Below are 22,725 nucleotides of genomic sequence, written 5' to 3' on the forward strand. Positions count from 1 at the left end.
ACGCTCGGAAAAAACCGCGAAACGCCGACACCATCGGGCACAGTCAGCGCGGGCGCTGCACTTTTCCGGTGCCCGACGCTAAAGGGTGGTGCAAAAAGCAGCAAAAATCGAGCGGCTTTAAACGGATAGTTATCAAAAATAGTTCGATAAAAATTTTTCGCCGCACGGTTTACGGCGAAAGTCGATTTGCGCCGGGCGGCGGCGGTCTTGGGCTGCAGACAGTTATCCACTATTCCTGTGGATAACCTTGTGTATTAGAGTTAGAAAACCTGCGGTAAGCTAGAGCGTACGCGGCCTGCGGCTGAATTGGCGCGAAAGGCGTCTTTTCTTTAAATTCATTAAATATCAGTTTGTTAGATAAAATCAATGGGTGTAAGAAAAGCGTCATCTACTGCCATAAAACTTTCACCCGTCCGCTTGACAAATGTTAAAAGGTAAAAATTTCTGGGGATAACCCTGCCGGCCGGAGGATTATTCCACCCGGCGCGCGTTTTATGCGCACCATGGCGGCGAAATAAGCCGTTTGCTGACGCTATCATAGTGATGCACTGTTTAAATATCCAGTATAATTTGTTGGCAAAAAATGGCCCGGAGGGTAGAATTAAACACCGGCCGCTAAATCCATCTTCAGGTTTTGATCAATGAGTAAATCGTTTGTTCTGCATTCCGCCTTTCGCCCCTCCGGAGACCAACCGGAAGCCATCCGCCGCCTGGAAGAGGGGCTGGAGGATGGGCTCGCGCATCAAACGCTGCTGGGGGTCACCGGCTCCGGTAAAACCTTCACCATCGCCAACGTAATTGCCGACCTGCAGCGGCCGACGATGGTGCTGGCGCCAAACAAAACCCTGGCGGCCCAGCTCTACGGCGAGATGAAAGAGTTTTTCCCGGAGAATGCCGTCGAGTATTTCGTCTCCTACTACGATTACTATCAGCCGGAAGCCTACGTCCCCAGCTCAGATACCTTCATTGAGAAGGACGCCTCGGTAAACGAACATATCGAGCAGATGCGCTTGTCGGCGACCAAAGCGCTGCTCGAGCGGCGCGACGTGGTGGTGGTGGCGTCAGTCTCGGCTATCTACGGCCTCGGCGACCCGGACCTGTACCTGAAGATGATGCTGCACCTGACGGTCGGGATGCTGATTGACCAGCGCGCTATCCTGCGCCGTCTGGCCGAACTGCAGTATACCCGCAACGATCAGGCCTTCCAGCGCGGCACCTTTCGCGTGCGCGGCGAGGTGATCGACGTCTTCCCGGCGGAATCCGACGATATCGCGCTGCGCATTGAGCTGTTTGATGAAGAGGTCGAGCGCCTGTCGCTGTTCGACCCGCTCACCGGCCACGTGGAATCGACGGTGCCGCGCTACACCATTTATCCCAAGACCCACTACGTGACGCCGCGGGAACGCATCGTCCAGGCGATGGAAGAGATCAAGCTGGAGCTGGCGGAGCGGCGCAAGGTTCTGCTGGCCAACAACAAGCTTCTGGAAGAGCAGCGCTTAACCCAGCGTACCCAGTTCGACCTCGAAATGATGAACGAGCTGGGCTACTGCTCGGGCATTGAAAACTACTCGCGCTTCCTTTCCGGTCGCGGGCCCGGCGAGCCGCCGCCCACTCTGTTTGACTATCTGCCGGCAGACGGTCTGCTGGTGATAGACGAATCCCACGTTACGGTGCCGCAGATCGGCGGTATGTACCGGGGCGACCGGGCGCGCAAAGAGACGCTGGTGGAGTACGGTTTCCGCCTGCCGTCGGCGCTGGATAACCGGCCGATGAAGTTTGAAGAATTTGAAGCGCTGGCCCCGCAAACCATCTACGTCTCGGCAACCCCCGGCGCCTACGAGCTGGATAAATCCGGCGGCGAAGTGGTGGATCAGGTGGTGCGGCCGACCGGTCTGCTTGACCCGATCATCGAAGTGCGGCCGGTAGCCACTCAGGTCGATGACCTGCTGTCGGAGATCCGCCTGCGCACGGCCATCAACGAGCGCGTGCTGGTGACCACCCTCACCAAGCGGATGGCGGAGGATTTAACCGAGTATCTTGAGGAGCACGGCGAGCGGGTGCGCTATCTGCACTCGGATATCGACACCGTCGAACGCATGGAGATTATCCGCGACCTGCGCCTTGGCGAGTTTGACGTGCTGGTAGGGATCAACCTGCTGCGTGAGGGGCTGGATATGCCGGAGGTGTCGCTGGTGGCGATCCTGGATGCCGACAAAGAGGGCTTCCTGCGCTCCGAACGCTCGCTTATCCAGACCATCGGCCGCGCGGCGCGAAACATCAACGGCAAGGCCATCCTTTACGGCGATAAGATCACCCCTTCCATGGCCAAAGCCATTGGCGAGACCGAGCGTCGACGGGAGAAACAGCAGCGTTATAACGAAGAGCATGGCATCGTACCGCAGGGCCTCAACAAGAAAGTGGTGGATATCCTGCAGTTGGGCCAGGGCCTGGCGAAAACTAAAGCCAAAGGGCGCGGTAAAGCGAAGACCGTTGAGCCTGCCGGGCTTAGCGCCGTGGAGATGACGCCAAAAGCGCTGCAGCAGAAGATCCACGAGCTGGAAGGGCAGATGATGCAGCACGCCCAGAACCTCGAGTTCGAAGAGGCGGCGCAAATTCGCGACCAGTTGCATCAGCTGCGCGAGCTGTTTATCGCCGCCTCCTGAGTCCCGGCGCATACTGCCGGAGTGGGCGTGTGGGGCGTAGTGAAGGCGGGACGCTTCTCTCATTGTCCCGCTACCAGATAGCAAACCTTTGAGAAGAAAAAAGGCCGCATTGCGGCCTTCTTAATGTTTGCTTAATCTCGCCAGGCGACACTAACCTCCCCATGATGAGGATAGCGCCCATGCAAAAAATCAACTTCCGTGAATATCTGGCGGTCGCCACCGCCCTGGTTATTATTGTTGCCTTTTTCCATCAGTGGGTACTGACGTTCTGACCCGCGCGCCGCGGGAATAACACCCACGCGCGGACGCCGGGCCCCGGCTGGCGGTTATGCAAAAAGAACTGGGCGTCATGCAGCTGAGCAATGCGCGTGACGATGCTCAGTCCGAGGCCTATGCCGCCGTAGCGACTGTCCATGCGCACAAACGCTTTACTGAGTTCGCCGCTTTTCGCCTCATCAATCCCTGGGCCTTCATCTTCCACCGCCATCACCGGCATCAGGCCCGCTTTCACCGACACGCGGATAGTTGACCCTTCCGGGCTGTAGCGGTGAGCATTCTCCACCAGATTGCGCAGGATCACACGGATTAACGTCGCGTCGCCAGAGACGATGGCCTCGCTTTCGACATCCGTCAGCAGCAGCCGCTGCTGACGCTGCGCCAGCATGGTCTCCAGCTCATCCTGCAGCGGTTTGACCACGTCATCCAGCAGCAGCACCTGCTGATAGCTGCCGGCGGAAAAAGACTGTCCGACGCGCGCCAGCTGCAGCAGCTGCGAAATGCTGGTGGTCATCTGGTCGAGGCGCTGGATCAGCGGGTCGACGCCCACGCCGTGCACTTTCGCCAGTAGTTCGAGGTGCAACCGCAGGCCGGCCAGCGGGGTACGTAGCTCATGCGCCACGTCGGCGGTAAACAGCCGCTCACGGTCGAGGGTCAGATTGAGGCGGGAAACCAGCTGATTCAGGGCGGTGGTCACCGCCGTGACTTCGGGCACCGATTCGCTGAGCACGATGGGGGTGAGGTTGTCCGGCGTGCGGCTCTCCAGCTCGCTTTGCAGTCGGGAGAGCGGGCGGGTGATCTTGCGCACCGCCAGCATGCTGATATACAGCGCCAGGCCAACGATCAACAGGCTCGGCACCAGCAGGCTGGCGACCGCTTCCCGTACCTCATGCTCCACATGTTTCTGGTTATTGTGGCCTTCAATGGCGCTGGCCACCAGCAACTGGATCTGCTCTTTGCTCTCATGCCATAGCCAGAAGACGCTGATCAGCTGGCAGACCACCAGGATGGCGCCAATGGTCAGCAGCAGCCGGTGGCGCATGGTCCAGGTTTCGGTTGCAAACAGAGCCATGGTCTATTCCGTGTCGATGTGGTTAGCCAGCATATAGCCAAAACCCCTGACGGTGCGGATCCGCGATTTGCCAATCTTTTCGCGCAGGTTATGAATATGCACCTCAAGGGTATTGGTCGCCGGCTCGTTGTCCCAGCTGTAGATGTCGTTGTAGAGGATCTCACGATGCACCGGGCTACCGGCTTTCATCATCAGCCGCGACAGCAGGGCATACTCTTTTGGCGTCAATTCCAGCGCCGTCTCACCCAGCCACACCAGGCGGCGGGTGACGTTGAGGCGCAGATCGCCGACGCTGATTTCGTTATCGCCCTGGTTATTATGCCGGCGGAGCAGGGCGCGAATGCGCGCATTCAGCTCTTCCAGGGCAAAGGGTTTCACCAGATAGTCATCCGCGCCGGTATCGAGACCGCTAATGCGATCCTCAAGCGTATCGCGGGCGGTGAGGATCAGCACCGGCTGGGTCATCTTCTCCCGCCGCATACGGGTGAGAAAATGCAGACCGTCTTCATCCGGCAGGCCGAGGTCGAGTACGATCAGGCTGTAGTGATTGCTGGCCAACGATAGCGCCGCTTCGTGCGCTGTGGAGACGCCGTCGCATACGTATCCTTCACTTTGCATCGCCAGAATCAACCCCTGCAACAGCAGCGCATCGTCTTCAATGACTAAGATTTTCATCAACCAGCCTCTCTACATGGCGTTAAAATATCATCTGCTGCCTGGTACTCGTGGGTGCTGACGCCGAGCAGGCCGAGCAGGGTGGAGAACAGATTATCTTGTGAATAATCCTTCGTCTTAGCCTGTTGTTGCAAACACTGGCTGGAGACACCGTAACGTTGCTGGTAATCCGGCGACAGCCACAGCAGCATGGGCACGTGTTTTTGCGTATCCGGCGCAATTGAGTACGGCAGACCATGCAAATAGACGCCATCTTCACCCAGCGATTCGCCGTGATCGGACAAATAAACCAGGCTAGTGGTAAATTTATCCTGTTTGGATTGCAGTAATTTTATCGCTTTATCAACAACATAGTCGACATACAGAATGGTGTTGTCGTAGGTATTGGTCAACTGTTGTTGCGTACAACTTTGGATTTCATTGGTATCGCAGGTCGGGGTGAATTTTTTGAATTCAGCCGGATAGCGGTTGTAATAGGTTGGGCCGTGGCTGCCGATAGTATGCAGTACGATAATGCCATCCTGTTTCAGGTTGTCGATGTAACTGTCCAGATTATGGAACAGGACCTCATCGTAGCACTCGCCGTCGATGCACTGACCGCTGAGGTGTAGATCGGTGACGTTTTGGTGCGGTACGCGGTCACAGGCGCCCTTACAGCCACCGTCATTGTCGTTCCACAGCACCTGAACACCGGCGCGCTGCAGAATATCCAGGACGCCTTCCTGATGGTGCGCCAGTTCTTCATCGTAATGCGCGCGCGGCATATTGGAGAACATACAGGGGACGGAAACCGCAGTTGCCGTGCCGCAGGAGGTGGTTTTCGGGAAGTACACCACGTCGTCCCGTTGCAGGCGTGGGTTAGTCTCCCGATCGTAGCCGCCCAGCGAGAAGTTCCCGGCGCGCGAGGTTTCGCCCAGCACCACAATCGTCAGGTTTTTGCGGGGGCCGCTATGCATCACCGGTTTCTGCCTGGCATCTTCGCCAATCTTCACCAGCGGCAGATTGTCCATGCGGTTGTGCGCATACCACGAGTTCAGCGCCACAATGCTGTTGGAGGGACTCAGGGATTTCACCAGCTCTTTGTTGTTACGGAACACCGAGGCGTAATCTTTGTAGAACAGCGCGGCCACCAGAATAATCAGCAGCGCCGAAACGGCGATATTGAGCAGGCGCATCGCCGCGCCGCGCCACCGCGTGGCGGGCTTACGGATTTTCACCCACCAGGCGACGAATACCGCTAAAACCCCCGAGAGGCCGAGTACGGCGATCATTTCGCCGGAGAGCAGAGCAAAGCTCTCCGCCGGAGTGGTGTCGAGGATATTGGTGATCATGCTGCGGTCGATCACTACCCCGAAGTTCCAGATAAAGTACTGCGCCGACGCGCTGAGCAGAATAAACAGGCTGATGACCACCCGATCGAGCTTCAGGAACGAGGCGAGGGTGGTGATGATATTCATCACGCTAATGGCCACGATCGGCATACTGAGGAATACCAGCCAGTTATGCAGGCTGTTTACCGGCAGTAACGGGAAAACCTGGCGATAAAAAGCCAGGTTGAGAAAGATACCGATATAGCAAGCAAAGAGAATCAAATAAGTCGTGCGGCTGAAGAGCGGCCGACGCAGAGGCAATAACGACATAATACCTACCCACAGAAAGAGATAAGCATATAGTGCCAGCCCTATTTTAAGACAACCTTAAGATTTTAAGGTGCACCGAAGGTTGGCCCTCCGGCGCGCAGCGTCAGCCAGGAAGCTGAATCGCCTTTTCCAGCGCGCCGCGGAGCAGCGCCCGATCATGGCGATAGGGCACGTCACTGGCCTCCAGCGGCGTCTGGATCACCAGCCGGTCGTTGATGCCGCGGATATCGGCTTTTGGCCCGGCGATCACCGCATCCACCACCCGCTTACCCACGTAGTGCTCCATAATCGCAATGCGCTCCGCCAGCGACAGCCTCGCCGCCGGGCTGTGCTCTTTACCCAGATTATCGATAAACACCATCGGCGCCGGGGTGCGGCGCAGCGCCTGGGCCATCTCGTCGAGCAGCAGGATCGGCAGCAGGCTGGTGTAAAAGCTGCCCGGGCCGATGAGGATCAGATCGGCTTCGGCGATCGCTTCCACCGCCTCGCGAGTGGCGGGTACCGGTGGGGTAAGCATCAGCTCCTGCGGTAGGTTGTCGAGCTGATCGATATTCACTTCGCCGTAAACTTCATGGCCTTCATGATCGAGCGCCATCAAATCCACCGGTTGTTCCGACATCGGGATAAGAAACGCGTCTACTTTGAGCAGGTTTCTGATTAAATTTATAGCTTCTAAAGGCCGCACGCTCAGGTGGTCCAGCGCCTTTAACATCAGATTTCCGAGGTTATGCCCGGAAAGTTCGCCATTACCGCTAAAACGATACTCGAACATCGCCGACGCCACGCTGGGCTCGGCAATTAACTGATTGATGCAGTTGCGCATATCGCCCCAGGCAATGCCGCCTTCCGAGCGGCGGATCCGCCCGGTGGAGCCCCCGTTGTCGGTGGTGGTGACAATGCCGGTCAGCCGCGAGCCGAGCGAGGAGAGGGAGGACATCACCCGGCCCAGACCATGCCCGCCGCCGAGCGCGACCACCCGATCGAGGTCAGCGAATGTACGATTGCGCATAGAAATTCCTTATTTCACATAAACGGCCACACACTACCCGATCTACCCCTAAAAGACGATGGGAGGAGCCCGACAAACTGACCGACATCAAGGCAAAAAAATGATTTATGGCTATTCTGTAGCGAAAATGCACGAAGGTAGCGATATATACAATGTTATATAACGAAATCGCAAATGGCGAAACCGTCCGTAACGCGCTACTATCGGCATAACCTGTTAACACTCTAGCCTCTTCGCCTGTGTCAAAAGATATGGCGGTTTGGCCGCGACCCCTCCGGGTGTCGCCAGGGCGTGGGAAGAAATGACCGCGCCTCCCGTATTTGGAAAGGTGTATATGGCCTCACAGCTTACCGATGCATTCGCGCGTAAGTTTTTTTACCTGCGTCTGTCGATTACCGATGTGTGCAACTTCCGTTGCACCTACTGCCTGCCGGACGGCTACAAACCCGGCGCCGTCAATAACAACGGCTTTCTCAGCGTAGACGAAGTGCGCCGCGTCACGCGCGCTTTCTCCGCGCTGGGCACCGAAAAAGTTCGCCTCACCGGTGGGGAACCCTCTCTGCGTCGCGACTTCACCGAAATCATTGCCGCGGTGCGTGAAAACCCGGCGATCCGTCAGATTGCGGTTACCACCAACGGTTACCGCCTGGCGCGCGATGTCGAACGCTGGCGCGATGCCGGGCTGACGGCGATTAACGTCAGCGTTGATAGCCTCGACGCCCGTCAATTTCAGGCCATCACCGGCCAGGACAAGTTCCACCAGGTGATGGACGGCATTGATGCTGCTTTCGCCGCGGGCTTTGACAAGGTGAAGGTCAATACCGTGCTGATGCGTGATGTTAATCATCACCAGCTCGATACCTTTCTCGCGTGGATCCAACCCCGTCGTATTCAGCTGCGTTTTATTGAGCTGATGGAAACCGGAGAGGGCAGCGATCTGTTCCGCCGTCACCATCTTTCCGGCATGGTGCTGCGCGAGGAGCTGCTGCGCCGCGGCTGGATCCACCAGATCCGCCAGCGCAGCGATGGCCCGGCGCAGGTCTTTTGTCACCCGGATTACGCCGGTGAAATCGGCCTCATCATGCCGTATGAAAAAGATTTCTGCGCCACCTGCAACCGCCTGCGCGTCTCATCCGTTGGCAAACTGCACCTGTGTCTGTTTGGCGAAGGCGGCGTCGACCTGCGCGACCTGATGGCTGAGGACGAGCAACAGGCCGAGCTGGAAGCGCGGATAGCCGAAGCCTTGACCCATAAAAAGCAGACCCATTTCCTGCATCAGGGCAACACCGGTATTACGCAGAACCTGTCCTATATTGGCGGTTAATCGTTTTCGAAAGGAGCATTCAGATGAGCCAGGCTAGCGCTGAGTTTATTCCGACCCGTATTGCTATTCTTACTGTTTCCAGCCGCCGTGGCGAAGAGGATGATACCTCCGGCCACTGGCTGCGCGAGGCGGCGCAGGAGGCGGGACACCATGTCGTCGATAAGGCGATTGTGAAAGAAAACCGCTACGCCATCCGCGCCCAGGTGTCGGCGTGGATCGCCAGCGATGACGTGCAGGTGGTGCTGATCACCGGCGGGACCGGGTTCACCGAGGGTGACCAGGCGCCGGAAGCGCTGCTGCCGCTGTTTGACCGTGAGGTCGAAGGCTTTGGCGAAGTGTTCCGCATGCTGTCGTTCGAAGAGATCGGCACCTCGACGCTGCAGTCCCGGGCCGTGGCCGGCGTCGCCAACCGCACGCTGATTTTTGCCATGCCGGGCTCGACCAAAGCCTGCCGCACGGCGTGGGACAACATCATTGCCCCGCAGCTGGATGCTCGCACCCGTCCGTGTAACTTCATTCCTCACCTGAAGAAATAATCTATGTCACAACTGACCCATATTAACGCCGCGGGCGAAGCCCATATGGTGGATGTCTCTGGCAAAGCGGAAACGGTGCGCGAAGCGCGCGCCGAGGCTTATGTCGAAATGCAGGCGGCGACGCTGGCGATGATTATCGACGGCAGCCACCACAAAGGCGATGTGTTCGCCACCGCGCGTATCGCCGGGATCCAGGCGGCAAAACGTACCTGGGAGCTGATCCCGCTGTGTCATCCGCTGATGCTGAGCAAAGTGGAAGTCAATCTGCAGGCGCAGCCGGAGCATAACCGGGTGCGCATTGAGTCGCTTTGCCGTCTGACCGGTAAAACCGGCGTTGAGATGGAAGCATTGACCGCCGCCTCCGTTGCCGCGCTGACCATCTACGACATGTGCAAGGCGGTGCAAAAAGATATGGTCATTGGCCCGGTGCGCCTGCTGGCGAAAAGCGGCGGCAAGTCCGGCGATTTTAAGGTGGACGAACGCCATGATTAAGGTTCTGTTTTTCGCCCAGGTGCGCGAACTGGTCGGCACCGATGCCCTGACACTCGACGCCCGCGACCTGGCAACCGTCGAGGCCGTGCGCCAGCAGCTTGCCGCGCGCGGCGACCGCTGGGCGCTGGCCCTGGAAGAGGGCAAGCTGCTGGCGGCAGTCAACCAGACGCTGACCGCGTTTGACCATCCGGTCGCCAGCGGCGACGAAGTGGCGTTCTTCCCGCCGGTCACCGGGGGCTAAGATGACGCAAACTCGTATCGTGGTTAGCCCGGCGCGCTTTTGCGTCGGCGATGAGTATCCGTGGCTGGCCGAGCGCGATGAAGACGGTGCGGTGGTCACCTTCACCGGTAAAGTGCGCAATCACAATCTTGGCGACAGCGTAAAAGCGCTGACCCTCGAGCACTATCCGGGGATGACCGAGAAATCACTGGCGGAAATTGTCAACCTGGCGCGCGAGCGCTGGCCGCTGGGCCGGGTGACGGTTATCCACCGCATCGGCGAAATGTGGCCGGGGGAAGAGATTGTGTTTGTCGGCGTCACCAGCGCCCACCGCGGCAGCGCCTTCGCCGCCGGCGAGTTTATTATGGACTACCTGAAAACCCGCGCGCCGTTCTGGAAGCGTGAGGCGACGCCGGAAGGCGAACGCTGGGTCGACGCCCGCGACAGCGATCGTCAGGCGGCAGAGCGCTGGTAGTGTGATACGCTTACAGGGTGAAACTTTGTTAATCAGGAGAGAGTCATGGACAGATATCCGCGTTCCGATTCAATCGTGCAGGGCCGTACCGGCCTGCAGACTTACATGGCGCAGGTATACGGCTGGATGACGGTCGGCCTGCTGCTGACGGCGTTTATCGCGTGGTTTGCGGCGAATACCCCGGCGGTGATGATGTTCGTCTTTTCGAGCAAAATCACTTTCTTCGGGCTGATTATTGCCCAGCTGGCGCTGGTGTTTGTGCTGTCGGGGATGGTGCAGCGGCTGAGCGCCGGGATGGCCACCACGCTGTTTATGCTCTACTCGGCGCTGACCGGGCTGACGCTGTCGAGCATTTTTATCGCCTATACCTACTCATCGATCGCCAGCACCTTTGTGGTCACCGGCGGGATGTTCGGGGCGATGAGCTTGTATGGTTACACCACGAAGCGCGATCTGAGCGGCTTCGGCAGCATGCTGTTTATGGGGCTGATTGGCATCGTGCTGGCATCGCTGGTCAACTTGTGGCTGAAGAGCGAGGCGCTGATGTGGGCGGTGACCTACATTGGGGTGGTGCTGTTTGTCGGTTTGACGGCGTATGACACCCAGAAGCTGAAAAACATCGGCGAGCAGATTGACACCCGCGACAGCGCTACGCTGCGTAAATACTCGATCCTCGGGGCCTTAACGCTGTACCTGGACTTTATCAACCTGTTCCTGATGCTGCTGCGTATTATGGGCAACCGCCGCTAACCTCTTAATATCAGAGGGTTGCATCTCCTAACGCCCGGCAAGCGCAGCGCCGCCGGGCGATATATCAGGCACGGTACCCGTGATTTTGCCGGGTGGCGGCTGCGCCTTACCCGGCCTACAGGATCCTCTCACAGGCTCACACCCCGTAGGCCCATGCAAGCGCAGCGCCGCCGGGCGATGGCATCAGGCACGGTACCCGTGATTTTGCCGGGTGGCGGCTGCGCCTTACCCGGCCTACAGGATCCTCTCACAGGCTCACACCCCGTAGGCCCGTGCAAGCGCAGCGCCGCCGGGCGATGGCATCAGGTACGGTACCCGTGGTGCTGCCGGGTGGCGGCTGGCGCCTGACCCGGCCTACAGGAGCCTCTCACAGGCTCACACCCCGTAGGCCCGTGCAAGCCGCAGCGCCGCCGGGCGAGATTTCAGGCACGGTACCCGTGATGTTGCCGGGTGGCGGCTGGCGCCTTATCCGGCCTACGGTGCGTGCGACCTGTCGTTAATTTATTCACCTTTCTTGCTGAAACTGCCGGTGCTGACGGCCTCAAAATCGCTGAGACGTTCCCGGAAGGTCGGGGCAGCCCGCATGGATGCGGGCTGAGGGCCGTGTTTTGCAGGGACGCTGCCTCGGCCCGACCCGAAGCCTGCAGGGATAAGTCGAAGGCACCACGAAGTGGCGATTTTGCTGGCCGGAGCCCGGGGGGACAGGGGGCGGCGGCGACTGGCCGCCCCCTGTGCGCTCCCTGCGCCATGAATGACATAACGCAGAAGACTAACCGGGAGCGCAAACTACGCTGAAGCCACAGATAATATAAACAACCACACCGCAGTGCTTCCCCTCACCCTGTCCCTCTCCCGGAGGGAGAGGGAACCGTCCGGCTGGCGTTTAGACCTGCCAAGCGCAGCGCCGCCGGGCGAGATATCAGGCACGGTTCCCGTGATGTTGCCGGGTGGCGGCTGGCGCCTTACCCGGCCTACAAGATCCTCTCACAGGCTCACACCCCGCAGGCCCGGCAAGCGCAGCGCGACCTGGCCGTGTCATTCGCGGGCCAGCTTACGCTGGTTCTTTTGCCGCAGCTTTTTCGCCCGACTCTCCAGCAGCAGATAAGCCACCGTCGCCAGCAGCAGCGGCAGGAAATAATAGAGCGCGCGCCAGGCGAGCAGGGCGGCGATAATCGCGCCCTTCGAAATCTCCTCTCCGGAGAGCATGGCGATAAACACCGCCTCCAGCACGCCGATCCCGGCGGGAATATGAACGATCACCCCGGCGATACTGCTCACCAGCAGCACCCCTAATACCAGGAAATAGTTAATTTCGCTGCCCAACAGCAGCCAGATTATCGCCCCCATCGCCATCCAGTTCGCCGCCGAAATCCCCATCTGCAGCAACGCGAAGCGCCAGGAGGGCAGCACCAGCCGCTGGCCTTTAATCGTCAGGTGACGGCGTTTGGCAAACGCGCAACCGAACAGATAGCAAAGCGTAAGGATCAGCATCACCCCGCCGATAATGCGCAGAGTGGTCTGGCTGATGTACCAGTGCGGCGGCAGCTTCACCAGATCCGCCGTAAATATCACCCCACCGAGCAGGATATAGCCCAGCCAGTTGGTGGTAATGCTTAAGGAAAAAATACGGGTGATGGTGCCGCCGTTGAGCCCCAGCCGCGAGTACAGCCGGTAGCGCATGCCGATCCCGCCGACCCAGGTGCTGAGCGTCAGGTTAAAGGCATAGCAGATAAACGACACCAGCATCACCTGGCGTTTCGCCAGCTTATGCCCACAATAGGCCCGGCCAAGCAGATCGTAGCAGCCGTAGATCAGATAGCTGACGATGACCAGCGCAATGGCGCTAAACAAGGCCAGCCGATCGTAGCCGCGGATCACCTTCCACACGTCCTGCCAGTCGACTTTTTGCGCGTAAATCACCAGCAGGACGATCACCGCGATAAAAAAGAGCACGGTAAGTACTCTTTTCGCCATCCGCCAGCGGGGATGCGATTTGCTCATAGCGGATTATCCCTGGTTTGTGAGTCGACACGATCCTGGGTTTCAATCTCCGGCTGCACCGGCGGGCTGACCCTGGCCAGCCGCGGCGTATGGGCTGGTAGCCAGCCGACCCACGCCGGGAAGTGGCGCAGAAAGTGGAAGGCCATCACGCTGACGCCCAGCCGCCACCAGTTGCGTTTCGGCAGCATCGTTTTATCGATCCGCTGGCAATCCCTGGCGATAAGCCCGTTAAGGTTATCGCGCAGCGTCTGGTTAAACACCCGGTCGTGGATAATCAGATTGGCTTCCAGATTCAGCGACAGGCTCAATGGATCCAGGTTGCTCGACCCGACGGTGGCCCAGTGGTCATCCGCCAGGGCGACCTTGCCATGCAGCGGACGGCGGCGATATTCGTAGATCTGCACCCCGCCCTTAACGAGATAGTGATAGAGCAGGTGGGCGCCAAACTTCACAATCGGAATATCCGGCTCGCCCTGGACGATCAGCTTGACCCGCACGCCGCGTCGCGCAGCGTTGCGCATCGCATGCAGCAGGCGGTAGCCGGGAAAGAAATAGGCGTTGGCAATGATCACCTCCCGGCGGGCGCTGGTGAGCATCTTCAGGTAGTGGCGTTCGATATCGTCGCGGTGATCCTGGTTGTCGCGCCAGATGAACAGCGCCTGCGCCTCGCCGGGAGTCTGGTTGATCTCTGGCTGGTGGCGACGGCGGCGCCACCAGCGGCGGGCGGTTTCGCTGTTGGGCAGGTTCTCCAGCTCGAACTGGAGAATATCAAGCACCACCGGCCCCTCGACCTGCACCGCATAATCCTGTTTCGCCTCCGGGCCGTAGTCGCTCATATGCTCGGCGGAGTAGTTGATGCCGCCGACAAAGGCGGTGGTGTCGTCAATCACCACGATTTTACGGTGCATCCGACGGAACAGGTTGGTGCGCATCCCCATTAGCTTAGGGCGCGGATCGTAGTAGCGAAAAATCACCCCGGCGGCGGTCAGTTCGCCGACAAACTCATCGCTGAGATCCGGCGAGCCGTAGCCGTCAAGCAGCACCTCCACCTGAATACCGCGGCGGGCGGCTTTCAGCAGCACCGCGTGCAGCCGCCAGCCCACCTCATCTTCAAACCAGATAAAGGATTCGAGGATCACCCGCCGGCTGGCGCGACCAATAGCCGCAAACAGCGCCGGATAGTACTGGTCGCCGTTCTCCAGTAGCGTAATGCGGTTGCCTTCCTGCCAACGACATTTCACAAGTGTATCTCCACGCTAAGGGGCGCATGATCGGACAGATGCCGCCATTGTTTGAGGGCCAGCGCCTTCGGGTGGCTGGCGTGGGCGTTTTTGACATAAATACGATCGAGGCGCAGCAGCGGAAAACTGACCGGAAACGTACGCGCCGGCCGTCCGCGGGCGCGGGTAAAGATCTCTTCCAGCCCGGCTTGCGCTTTTAACGGCTGATTCGCCTGCTGACGCCAGTCGTTAAAATCCCCGGCCACCACCACCGGCTCACCGGCGGGGAGGGTATTGACCCATTCTGCCAGCATGGTCAACTGCGCCTGCCGTTGGTCGGCGCGTAAACCCAGGTGAACGCAGATCACATGGATCGTCACGCCGCTCTCTGGCGGCACGATGCGGCAGTAAAGCAGACCGCGTTTCTCGCCGTTGCCGACTGAAATATCCCGATTTTCATAGTATTCAATGGGAAAGCGCGACAGTACGGCATTGCCGTGGTGGCCTTCCGGATAGACTGCGTTGCGCCCGTAGGCGTAATCGCTCCACATGGTGTCGGCGAGAAATTCATAATGGGTGGTATCTGGCCAGTTCTCGATGCGCAGCGGGTGAACCTCGTGAGCGCCCATCACTTCCTGCAGGCAAACAATATCCGCGCTGACGCTGCGCACGGCGTCGCGCAACTCGGGCAAAATAAAACGCCGATTAAACGCCGTAAAGCCTTTATGGGTGTTAATTGTCAGCACGTTCAACGAAAATCCCGACGTTGGCTCAGCCATAATTCTCCAGTAAATGTCACTTTCCTGAATAAAATAGTGTAGTAGACGTCACAAAAAGATGCGGTGTTACGGAATTTTCCGTAAAGTGCGGTACTCTGAGTAGCAGAGAAAAATCCTTCAGGAGAGAAGCCATGAAGTGGCAACAACGTGTACGCGTCGCAACAGGTCTTAGTTGCTGGCAGATTATGTTGCATCTACTGGTCGTGGCAGTGCTGGTGATGGGATGGATGAGCGGCGCGCTGGTGCGCGTCGGATTGGGGCTGTGCGTCCTCTATAGCGTCACGCTGCTGGCGATGCTGTTTTTGCAGCGTCACCACGAGGCGCGCTGGCGCGATGTGGGAGACTTCCTTGAGGAGCTCACCACCACCTGGTACTTTGGCGCGGCCATGATAGCGCTGTGGCTGCTGTCGCGCGTGCTGCACAACAACCTGCTGCTGGCCCTCGCCGGGCTGGTGATACTGGCAGGCCCGGCGGTGGTCTCGCTGCTGGCGAAAGATAAAAAACTACGCAATCTTTCTTCGGAACATCGCATACGCCGCTGAGCCGGTGGTGGCCGCTATGACCAGTAGCGGCCACAAACTTCCCCACACAATCTTCAGACTCGCATCCTTCAGATAAATTTGCTTGGTGATATCGGTAAAATGGCGGATCGGGTTTATCCAGGTCAGATCCTGCAGCCACTGCGGCATATTTTCCACCGGTGAAACGTAGCCCGAAAGCAGGATCGCCGGCATCATAAAGACGAACACGCCGATAAACGCCTGCTGCTGGGTGGCGCACAGCGATGAAATCAATAAACCGAAGCCCACCAGCGATAAGCCATAAATCACCATCGTGAAATAGAACAGCAGCAGCGAGCCGGCAAACGGGATCTGATAGGCCCAGATACCAATCGCCAGCACGATAGTCGCCTGCAGGGTGGCGACGATCAGCGCCGGCACTGCTTTGCCAACGAAGATTTGCCAGGTGGCGAGGGGCGAGACCAGCAGCTGATCGAGGGTACCCTGTTCGCGCTCACGGGCCACCGACAACGACGTCACGATCATCACTCCGATGGTGGTGATCATGGCGATAAGCGACGGCACCACGAACCACTTATAGTCGAGATTCGGGTTGTACCAGTTGCGCACCACCAGTTCGCTGTTGTTCGGCTTCGCTTTCCCCTCCAGCAGCTCCTGCTGATAGTTTTTTACGATCTGCTGCAGGTAGTTGGCGGCGATTTGCGCGCTGTTGGAGTTGCGCCCGTCGAGCAGGAGCTGCAGCGGGGCGGTTTGATAGTTGTCGAGATTACGCGAGAAATCCGCCGGGAAGCGTACCACCAGCAGGGCTTTTTGTTCATCGATGGTCGGCTGGATCGCCTGCGGGCTTTTCAGCAACAGGACGTGGGTAAAGGCTTTGGCGCGGGCGAAGCGCTGAGTGAGTTCCACCGCGTGGCGGCCGCTGTCTTCGTTGTAGATGGCGATGGTGGCGTTGGTCACCTCCAGCGTCGCGGCAAAGGGAAACAACAATACCTGAATCAGCACCGGCATGATTAAAATTGCCCGCGTTTGCGGCTCGCGCAGCAGCGACTGCAGCTCTTTGCGGATCAATGTCCATAAACGGTGAAACATAATTGCTCCTTTGGCCCATTCAACCACGCCGGGCGGCACTGCGTTTGCCCGGCCTGGGGGATCGGCGAACCGTATAATCGATGTTGGTTAAACCGTAGGCCCGGTCAGCGCAGCGCCACCGGGCAAAACCTAATCCAGACGCCGCTTGGTTTTTAACCACGTCAGGCCGATAAACATCACCGCCGACGCAATCAAAAACAGCACATTCACCAGCAGCACCACCGGAATATTGCCCGCCAGAAACAGGCTTTGCAGGGTGTTGACGAAATAGCGCGCCGGGATCACGTAGGTCACCGCGCGGATCACCGCCGGCATACTGTCTATCTGGAAAATAAACCCGGACAGCATAATCGACGGTAAAAACGCGGCATTCAGCGCCACCTGCGCGGCGTTAAACTGGTTGCGGGTAATGGTTGAGATCAGCAGCCCCATCCCCAGGGTGCTGAGCAAAAACAGACTGGTGATGACAAACAGGATCGGCAGCGAGCCGCGATAGGGCACGCCGAGAATAAATACCGACACCAGCATACAGAGCAACATCGCCAGCATGCCGAGGAAATAGTAGGGAATGAGCTTGCATAGCAGCAGTTCGGCGCGGGTGATCTCCGTCGACAGCAGCGCCTCCATGGTGCCGCGCTCCCATTCGCGCGCCACCACCAGCGAGGTCAGGATCGCGCCGACCACGGTCATGATGATGGTAATTGCGCCGGGGATAATAAAGTGCTGGCTAATAGCCGCCGGGTTAAACCAGTAGCGCATCTGCACGTCGATCAGCGGTTCAAAGGTTTCGCCGCGGTCTTCCGCCCGCTGCTGCTGCCAGATCTGCCAGATACCTTCCACGTAGCCCTGAGCGAAGTTGGCGGTATTGGGCTCGCTGCCGTCGGTGATGAGCTGCAGCGGTGCGTCGGCGCCGGCGCGGGCCATCTGGCGGTCGAAGTCCACCGGAATGACCACCATGGCGCGGATGCGCCCGGCCTGCATCATTTGAATCAGTTGCTGGCGATTATCGCTGACCGTGGCGTCGATATAGGGCGAGCCGGTCATGGTATGGACGAAATCCAGCGCCTCTTCGCTCTGTTGCTCCAGCAATACGCCGACCCGCAGTTTGCTGGAGTCGAGGTTAATGCCATAGCCGAAGATAAACAGCAGGAGTAGCGGGATCACCACCGCGATCAGCCAGCTGCTGGGATCGCGGACGATCTGCCGGGTCTCTTTCACGCACAGGGCGCGGACCCGCCGCCAGGAGAGAATGCTATTGCTCATGGCTATTCTCCTTATCCCAGCGGTTAATCAGGGTAATGAACGCCTGCTCCATGGTCGGGTCCGTCTGGCTGTCATCCGCTGCCTGGGCCTTCAGCGCGTCCGGGGTGCCGCTGGCGATAAGTTTACCGTGGTAAACCAGCCCGATACGGTCGCAGTATTCCGCCTCATCCATAAAGTGGGTGGTCACCATCACCGTCACCCCTTTATCGACCATGCTGTTGATATGCAGCCAGAACTCGCGGCGGGTGATGGGGTCGACGCCGGAGGTCGGTTCATCGAGAAACAGAATATCGGGCTCATGCATCAGCGAGCAGGCCAGCGCCAGCCGCTGCTTGTAGCCGAGCGGCAGCTCGTCGGCGGCGTGACGGGCGATACTTTTCAGGCCAAAGGCATCGCTCATTCGGGCGATTTTTTCATTTTGCGCCCGGCCGCGCAGGCCATAGACGCCGGAGAAAAAGCGCAGGTTCTGCTCGACGCTGAGGTTGCCATACAGCGAAAATTTTTGCGCCATATAGCCCAGATGCTGGCGCGCCTTGCCAGAGCTGACCTTAAGATCCATCCCCAGCACCAGCGCTTTGCCGGAGGTGGGCACCAGCAGGCCGCACATCATTTTGAAGGTGGTGGATTTCCCGGCGCCGTTGGGGCCGAGCAGGCCGAAAATTTCACCGCGCTTAACCTGGAAATCGACGTGGTCGGTAGCGGCGAAATCACCAAACTTTTTCGTTAACGACTGGGCTTCAATGACCGTTTCGTCTTTGCTGCCGTCAACACGATGGATAATCGCTCCCAACGGCGATTCGGCGGTTCCCGCTCCGCCGAGCAGATCGATAAACGCATCTTCAAAGCGCGGCGCGGTGTCGGCCACCTGCAGCGGCGGCATGTCGCCATGCTGCTGGACTTCCTCAATGCGGGCGTCCTTTTTCAGGATCAGGCGCACCGATTTGCCCTGGATCACGCCATCGCTGACCTGCGGCAGCTTCAGCGCCCGCTGCAGCAGACGGCGGTTGTTTTCCTGTGGGCTGGAGACGAGGAAACTGCGCCCGGCCATGGTTTGCGTCAGCGCCGTCGGCTCACCCTGGTAGAGCAGTTTGCCTTCGTTCATCAGCAGCACGTCGCGGCATTGTTCCGCTTCATCGAGATAGGAGGTGCTCCACAGGATCAGCATGCCGTCGCCGGCCAGCTCGTGCACCATCTGCCACAGCTCGCGGCGCGAGATAGGGTCGACGCCGACGCCGGGCTCATCCAGCAGCAGTACTTTCGGGTCGCCCACCAGGGTACAGGCGAGCCCCAGCTTTTGCTTCATGCCGCCGGAAAGCTTGCCTGCCAGCCGTTCGGTGAACGGGCCAAGGGAGGTGAACTCCAGCAGACGGTCGAAAATTTTCTTCCGCGCCTCGCCGGTGACGCTGCGCAGGTCGGCGTACAGGGTCAGGTTTTCCATCACCGTCAGATCTTCATACAGGCCGAACTTCTGCGGCATATAGCCGAGCACCGCGTGCAGGGCGCTGTCGTCTTTTAGCGGGTCGAAGCCGATCACGCTGGCGCGGCCCTCATCAGGCTTGAGCAAACCGGCCAGCATTCGCATCAGGGTGGTTTTCCCCGCGCCGTCGGGCCCCACCAGCCCGGTGACGTAGCCGGCGTGGATCGTGCAGGTGAGCGGCGCCACCGCTGGCCTGTCCATTCCGGGAAAACGGCGGCTCAGACCGTTTAAGGCAATGATGGCCTCACTCATGTCCGTTCCCGTGGTTAAAGGAGACGGTCACCGGCATCCCCTGGCGCAGGGCGCCGTCGGCATCGTTCACCACAATACGCAGACGATAAACGAGGTCGGTACGCAGATCCGGCGTTTCAACGGTCTTCGGCGTGAATTCAGCGCTTGGCGAGACAAAGCCGATTTTGCCGTGATAGGGCTTATCCGGCCGGCTGTCGGTATACAGCAGCACTTCACGTCCCGGCTGCGCCTGACCAAGGTTTTTTTCGTCAACATAGGCGCGGACCCATACCGGATGGGTTAACGACAGCGTCAGTACGGTGCCGCCGGCGTTGAGCATGGTGCCGGGCTCGACGGCGCGGGTCATCAGCGTACCGTCGGAAGGGGCGGTGAGCACGGTATCGTGCAGGTCCAGTTTGGCCTGGGCCAGCGCCGCCTGCGCCTGTTCCAGACTGGCTTTGGCCTGGGCAATCTCCTGCGGGCGGTTACCGGCGCGATACTGACGCAGCTTATCCTGCGCTGATTTGAGCGTTGCCTGCGCCTGGTCGCGCGAGGAGCGGGCGTTCTCCAGATCGTTGGCGGAAATCGCGCTGCTGGCGCGCAGCCCGAGCTGGCGCTGATAAAAGTTTTGCGCATAGTCGTAAGCGGCCTGCGCCTGTTTCACCGCCGCCGCGGCCTGGGCAATCTCTTCCGCGCGGTAGCCGGCCATCATCAGGTCATACTGCGCCTGGGCGGTAGAGACGTTGGCCTGGGCCTGCAGCAGGGCATTTTCATACGGCGCGCGATCAAGCTCGCCGAGAGTTTGCCCGGCGCGGATGCTGTCGCCTTCGTCGACGGTCAGCGAAGCCAGTCTGCCGCCGACGCGGAAGCTCATGTTGACGGTGCGGATATCGACATTGCCATACAGGGTCAGCGGCTGCTGCCGGCTGCTCTGGTACCACCACCAGCCGCCGCCCAGCGCGGCGAGAAGAATCACGATCAACAGAATGACGACGACGGGTTTTTTCATCAGCCCAAACTCCTTTGCGATAACCCATGCAGAATGAAATCGATATGACAGGTAATGACCTCGAAAATCTGTTCGGTCTTTTGCGCGTCAAACTGCGTCCAGCCGGTGCGTAGCAGGATGGTTTCACGCCCAAGACGGAAAGCCAGCACCTCGCCCAGCAGGGCGTGGGTGTGGAGGATCATTTGCGTATCACCGGCATCGCGGCCTGTCCAGGCGGCAATCAGCCGGGTGAGATAGTGGTGCAGGGGGGCGATCACCTGCTGGTGGATCAGATGGTAGGCGGCGGTCGGCGCCAGCTGCTCACGGGAAATGAATTTGCTTAAGTTGACCGTATCATCCTGGGTCAGCAGCAGGATCATGTTATGGCAGGCGTTGAGAATGAGGGCGCGTATTGCCTGGCGATCCGGCGACTTCCCGGCGAGCAGGGCCTCCGCCGCTTCGGCCTGTGGGCGAAAATTGTCGCCGATAAAATCGGCGATCCATTGGGCACAGGCGAGATATAAGTCGTCTTTCGAGCCAAAATAATAGGTGATAGCGGCGATATTCTGCCCGGCCTGGGCGGCGATATCGCGGGTGGTGGCATGCTGACCATACTCGCCAAACTGGGCGATAGCGGCCGCGATAAGCTGATTTTTTGCCTGTTCGCCTTTACTGGTCATCGCGCTCGGTAAAAGTTAATCAATCGATTGATTAACTTTAGGCCTCGATCGGCGGTTTGTCCACCAGCCGGGATCAAATATGGAACCCTTCCTCCTTCAGCTCCCCGGCGACCCAGGCGAAGAAACGCTGGACCTTCTCCTTCTGTTCATTGGCATGGGGAAGAACGAAGTGGTGCGCGCCGACCGGCATACTCCGCTCGTCGTCAAATACCGGCGTCAGCTGCCCCTGACGCACGTGCCCGCCGGCCAGCAGATTGCTTTCGAGGATCACGCCCATCCCCATTCTGGCCGCCTCGATGCTCATGTACGACCGGTCGAAATTAAAAATGAAGTTTTTATGCCAGCCGCGGACCTTGTGCCACGACAGCCAACTGCTCCAGTTAATTAAGGTGCTGTCGGAGTGGATCAGATCGCAGGCCAGCAGATCTTCCACCGCATGCACAGGATGGCTGGCTAAATAAGACGCTGCGCTGTAGGGCAAGACGCACTCATTTTTAATGGTTCTGACCAACAGCGTTGGCCACTGTGATAGCCCGTGACGAATATCGATATCAATATTATCCCGGGAGAACTGGATGCTTTCATAGGAACAGGTCAGGCTGATTTTTAACTCCGGCCACGCCTGGCGAAATTTATCCAGGCGAGGCATCAACCACAGCAGGCCGAAGCTCGGCGCCGAGTGAATACGTAAATAATCCTGATGGATATCATTGATCACCTGGCTGGTGGCCTGGCCAATCATATTCAGCGCCCCGGAGACCTCTTTGAGATATTTTTCTCCCACCGCCGTTAACATGACGCCTTTACTGCTGCGGGAGAACAGTTTTTTCCCCAGAAAGTGCTCCAGGCTGGCTATCTGATGGCTGACCGCCGAGGCGGTAATATTGAGATTCTCTGCGGCCAGGTTGAGGCTGCCGGTAGCGGCGACTTCAATAAAGGCCTGGATATTGCGTAAAGAGGGCATCGGCAAATTTTTATTGGGCAGCGGTTGACTCATGGCAGCATCCTGGGCTGGGCGTTTCTAAAATAAAATAGCGAACAGCGTGGCGCAGTCGTGATAGCCAGCATAGGGAAAAGGAAAAAAATGATTTTAATTTGTGATGGGCTTAACAATTTATCTCGTTAAAAGCGCGCGTGTCAGTAAAAACTAAAAATTTGCGGGAAGTCACTAACTCAATTTTTCTCAATCATAATTGAGGTTTTTTGAATACCGTTTCATTTTGGGGTTGTTATATTCCTCTCACAGGCCTGATCACAAACGGCGATGCGTTGAGATCGCCATTATAAAACACCTAACCACCTGTTTAGCTAAGCGAAAAGATATTTATCTTTTGCTGCTGTATG

21 protein-coding genes, 1 pseudogene and 1 riboswitch are annotated in these 22,725 nt (G+C 58.6%); of the genes and pseudogenes, 8 read left to right on the top strand and 14 right to left on the bottom strand.

What is annotated here, in order from left to right; translation table 11 throughout:
* Window positions 1-20: 20 nt before the first annotated feature.
* Window positions 21-230, bottom strand: a pseudogene (locus SPE70_RS07605) (hypothetical protein); the annotation flags it as partial.
* Window positions 231-641: 411 nt separating this feature from the next.
* Between SPE70_RS07605 and uvrB the strand changes: the two are divergent.
* Window positions 642-2,663 (top strand): excinuclease ABC subunit UvrB, encoded by a 2,022-nt coding sequence (gene uvrB, locus SPE70_RS07610; protein WP_023297248.1) that lies wholly within the window; start codon window positions 642-644, stop codon window positions 2,661-2,663.
* Window positions 2,664-2,913: 250 nt separating this feature from the next.
* On the opposite strand, the gene pmrB is transcribed toward uvrB, so the two are convergent.
* From pmrB to yvcK, 4 genes are all read right to left on the bottom strand, one after another.
* Window positions 2,914-4,011 carry a two-component system sensor histidine kinase PmrB gene (pmrB, locus tag SPE70_RS07615; RefSeq protein ID WP_012968668.1) on the bottom strand — a complete coding sequence of 366 codons (1,098 nt, stop codon included), beginning with the start codon at window positions 4,009-4,011 and terminating at the stop codon, window positions 2,914-2,916.
* 3 nt (window positions 4,012-4,014) lie between these two features.
* Complete coding sequence (gene pmrA, locus SPE70_RS07620) at window positions 4,015-4,686, bottom strand: two-component system response regulator PmrA (RefSeq protein ID WP_008805743.1); 672 nt, start codon at window positions 4,684-4,686, stop codon at window positions 4,015-4,017.
* The gene (gene eptA / locus SPE70_RS07625; RefSeq protein ID WP_016160525.1) at window positions 4,686-6,326 is read right to left on the bottom strand and encodes a phosphoethanolamine transferase EptA; all 1,641 of its coding nucleotides are present in this window, start codon (window positions 6,324-6,326) and stop codon (window positions 4,686-4,688) included. The genes pmrA and eptA overlap by 1 nt, the downstream gene beginning before the upstream one ends.
* 103 nt (window positions 6,327-6,429) lie before the next feature.
* Complete coding sequence (yvcK, locus tag SPE70_RS07630; RefSeq protein WP_023297252.1) at window positions 6,430-7,335, bottom strand: uridine diphosphate-N-acetylglucosamine-binding protein YvcK; 906 nt, start codon at window positions 7,333-7,335, stop codon at window positions 6,430-6,432.
* Between the two features lie 208 nt (window positions 7,336-7,543).
* Window positions 7,544-7,682: riboswitch (molybdenum cofactor riboswitch) on the top strand.
* Here yvcK and moaA point away from each other — a divergent pair.
* From moaA to SPE70_RS07660, 6 genes are all read left to right on the top strand, one after another.
* On the top strand, window positions 7,670-8,659 hold the full coding sequence (gene moaA, locus SPE70_RS07635; RefSeq protein ID WP_324726541.1) for a GTP 3',8-cyclase MoaA: 990 nt from the start codon (window positions 7,670-7,672) through the stop codon (window positions 8,657-8,659). (Overlaps the previous riboswitch by 13 nt.)
* 23 nt (window positions 8,660-8,682) lie before the next feature.
* Window positions 8,683-9,195 (top strand): molybdenum cofactor biosynthesis protein B, encoded by a 513-nt coding sequence (gene moaB, locus SPE70_RS07640; RefSeq protein WP_008805747.1) that lies wholly within the window; start codon window positions 8,683-8,685, stop codon window positions 9,193-9,195.
* Window positions 9,196-9,198: 3 nt separating this feature from the next.
* On the top strand, window positions 9,199-9,687 hold the full coding sequence (moaC, locus tag SPE70_RS07645) for a cyclic pyranopterin monophosphate synthase MoaC (RefSeq protein WP_012968666.1): 489 nt from the start codon (window positions 9,199-9,201) through the stop codon (window positions 9,685-9,687).
* Entirely contained in the window at window positions 9,680-9,928 is a 249-nt protein-coding gene (gene moaD, locus SPE70_RS07650) for a molybdopterin synthase sulfur carrier subunit (RefSeq protein WP_012968665.1), read from the top strand. Before moaC ends, moaD begins: the two co-directional genes overlap by 8 nt.
* 1 nt (window position 9,929) lies before the next feature.
* On the top strand, window positions 9,930-10,382 hold the full coding sequence (gene moaE, locus SPE70_RS07655) for a molybdopterin synthase catalytic subunit MoaE (protein ID WP_064170525.1): 453 nt from the start codon (window positions 9,930-9,932) through the stop codon (window positions 10,380-10,382).
* 45 nt (window positions 10,383-10,427) lie between these two features.
* On the top strand, window positions 10,428-11,132 hold the full coding sequence (locus tag SPE70_RS07660; protein ID WP_004142079.1) for a Bax inhibitor-1/YccA family protein: 705 nt from the start codon (window positions 10,428-10,430) through the stop codon (window positions 11,130-11,132).
* 1,035 nt (window positions 11,133-12,167) lie between these two features.
* Here the strand turns inward: SPE70_RS07660 and SPE70_RS07665 are convergent.
* Genes SPE70_RS07665 through SPE70_RS07675 form a run of 3 tightly spaced genes read right to left on the bottom strand, consistent with a single transcriptional unit; the run spans window position 12,168 to window position 15,132 of the window.
* Window positions 12,168-13,133: a lysylphosphatidylglycerol synthase domain-containing protein gene (locus SPE70_RS07665; RefSeq protein WP_023322254.1), complete on the bottom strand. Its 966-nt coding sequence runs from the start codon at window positions 13,131-13,133 to the stop codon at window positions 12,168-12,170.
* Window positions 13,130-14,374 (bottom strand): cardiolipin synthase ClsB, encoded by a 1,245-nt coding sequence (gene clsB, locus SPE70_RS07670; RefSeq protein WP_008805753.1) that lies wholly within the window; start codon window positions 14,372-14,374, stop codon window positions 13,130-13,132. The genes SPE70_RS07665 and clsB overlap by 4 nt, the downstream gene beginning before the upstream one ends.
* Window positions 14,371-15,132, bottom strand: coding sequence for an endonuclease/exonuclease/phosphatase family protein (locus SPE70_RS07675; RefSeq protein WP_136047444.1), 762 nt, complete (start codon window positions 15,130-15,132; stop codon window positions 14,371-14,373). The genes clsB and SPE70_RS07675 overlap by 4 nt, the downstream gene beginning before the upstream one ends.
* 131 nt (window positions 15,133-15,263) lie before the next feature.
* On the opposite strand from SPE70_RS07675, the gene SPE70_RS07680 reads away from it, so the two are divergent.
* Window positions 15,264-15,674 (top strand): YbhQ family protein, encoded by a 411-nt coding sequence (locus SPE70_RS07680; RefSeq protein ID WP_012542390.1) that lies wholly within the window; start codon window positions 15,264-15,266, stop codon window positions 15,672-15,674.
* Here SPE70_RS07680 and SPE70_RS07685 read toward each other — a convergent pair.
* From SPE70_RS07685 to SPE70_RS07710, 6 genes are all read right to left on the bottom strand, one after another.
* Window positions 15,636-16,742 (bottom strand): ABC transporter permease, encoded by a 1,107-nt coding sequence (locus SPE70_RS07685; protein WP_012542389.1) that lies wholly within the window; start codon window positions 16,740-16,742, stop codon window positions 15,636-15,638. The two genes, SPE70_RS07680 and SPE70_RS07685, sit on opposite strands and share 39 nt — an antisense overlap.
* A 129-nt stretch (window positions 16,743-16,871) precedes the next feature.
* On the bottom strand, window positions 16,872-18,005 hold the full coding sequence (locus SPE70_RS07690) for an ABC transporter permease (protein WP_008805757.1): 1,134 nt from the start codon (window positions 18,003-18,005) through the stop codon (window positions 16,872-16,874).
* Window positions 17,995-19,734: an ATP-binding cassette domain-containing protein gene (locus tag SPE70_RS07695; protein WP_064170522.1), complete on the bottom strand. Its 1,740-nt coding sequence runs from the start codon at window positions 19,732-19,734 to the stop codon at window positions 17,995-17,997. Before SPE70_RS07695 ends, SPE70_RS07690 begins: the two co-directional genes overlap by 11 nt.
* Complete coding sequence (gene hlyD / locus SPE70_RS07700) at window positions 19,727-20,722, bottom strand: secretion protein HlyD (RefSeq protein WP_008805759.1); 996 nt, start codon at window positions 20,720-20,722, stop codon at window positions 19,727-19,729. The genes SPE70_RS07695 and hlyD overlap by 8 nt, the downstream gene beginning before the upstream one ends.
* Entirely contained in the window at window positions 20,722-21,381 is a 660-nt protein-coding gene (gene cecR / locus SPE70_RS07705) for a transcriptional regulator CecR (protein WP_008805760.1), read from the bottom strand. Before cecR ends, hlyD begins: the two co-directional genes overlap by 1 nt.
* 73 nt (window positions 21,382-21,454) lie before the next feature.
* Window positions 21,455-22,378 carry a LysR substrate-binding domain-containing protein gene (locus SPE70_RS07710; protein ID WP_012542386.1) on the bottom strand — a complete coding sequence of 308 codons (924 nt, stop codon included), beginning with the start codon at window positions 22,376-22,378 and terminating at the stop codon, window positions 21,455-21,457.
* Window positions 22,379-22,725 lie beyond the last annotated feature (347 nt).

Source organism: Klebsiella sp. ZJOU C1, assembly GCF_035620215.1.
GTDB lineage: Bacteria > Pseudomonadota > Gammaproteobacteria > Enterobacterales > Enterobacteriaceae > Klebsiella > Klebsiella variicola.

Coding starts and splice junctions, on each gene's coding strand:
- uvrB (WP_023297248.1), top strand. CDS start 642: ATGAGTAAATCGTTTGTTCTGCATTCCGCCTTTCGCCCCTCCGGAGAC.
- pmrB (WP_012968668.1), bottom strand. CDS start 4,011: ATGGCTCTGTTTGCAACCGAAACCTGGACCATGCGCCACCGGCTGCTG.
- pmrA (WP_008805743.1), bottom strand. CDS start 4,686: ATGAAAATCTTAGTCATTGAAGACGATGCGCTGCTGTTGCAGGGGTTG.
- eptA (WP_016160525.1), bottom strand. CDS start 6,326: ATGTCGTTATTGCCTCTGCGTCGGCCGCTCTTCAGCCGCACGACTTAT.
- yvcK (WP_023297252.1), bottom strand. CDS start 7,335: ATGCGCAATCGTACATTCGCTGACCTCGATCGGGTGGTCGCGCTCGGC.
- moaA (WP_324726541.1), top strand. CDS start 7,670: ATGGCCTCACAGCTTACCGATGCATTCGCGCGTAAGTTTTTTTACCTG.
- moaB (WP_008805747.1), top strand. CDS start 8,683: ATGAGCCAGGCTAGCGCTGAGTTTATTCCGACCCGTATTGCTATTCTT.
- moaC (WP_012968666.1), top strand. CDS start 9,199: ATGTCACAACTGACCCATATTAACGCCGCGGGCGAAGCCCATATGGTG.
- moaD (WP_012968665.1), top strand. CDS start 9,680: ATGATTAAGGTTCTGTTTTTCGCCCAGGTGCGCGAACTGGTCGGCACC.
- moaE (WP_064170525.1), top strand. CDS start 9,930: ATGACGCAAACTCGTATCGTGGTTAGCCCGGCGCGCTTTTGCGTCGGC.
- SPE70_RS07660 (WP_004142079.1), top strand. CDS start 10,428: ATGGACAGATATCCGCGTTCCGATTCAATCGTGCAGGGCCGTACCGGC.
- SPE70_RS07665 (WP_023322254.1), bottom strand. CDS start 13,133: ATGAGCAAATCGCATCCCCGCTGGCGGATGGCGAAAAGAGTACTTACC.
- SPE70_RS07675 (WP_136047444.1), bottom strand. CDS start 15,132: ATGGCTGAGCCAACGTCGGGATTTTCGTTGAACGTGCTGACAATTAAC.
- SPE70_RS07680 (WP_012542390.1), top strand. CDS start 15,264: ATGAAGTGGCAACAACGTGTACGCGTCGCAACAGGTCTTAGTTGCTGG.
- SPE70_RS07685 (WP_012542389.1), bottom strand. CDS start 16,742: ATGTTTCACCGTTTATGGACATTGATCCGCAAAGAGCTGCAGTCGCTG.
- SPE70_RS07690 (WP_008805757.1), bottom strand. CDS start 18,005: ATGAGCAATAGCATTCTCTCCTGGCGGCGGGTCCGCGCCCTGTGCGTG.
- SPE70_RS07695 (WP_064170522.1), bottom strand. CDS start 19,734: ATGAGTGAGGCCATCATTGCCTTAAACGGTCTGAGCCGCCGTTTTCCC.
- hlyD (WP_008805759.1), bottom strand. CDS start 20,722: ATGAAAAAACCCGTCGTCGTCATTCTGTTGATCGTGATTCTTCTCGCC.
- cecR (WP_008805760.1), bottom strand. CDS start 21,381: ATGACCAGTAAAGGCGAACAGGCAAAAAATCAGCTTATCGCGGCCGCT.
- SPE70_RS07710 (WP_012542386.1), bottom strand. CDS start 22,378: ATGAGTCAACCGCTGCCCAATAAAAATTTGCCGATGCCCTCTTTACGC.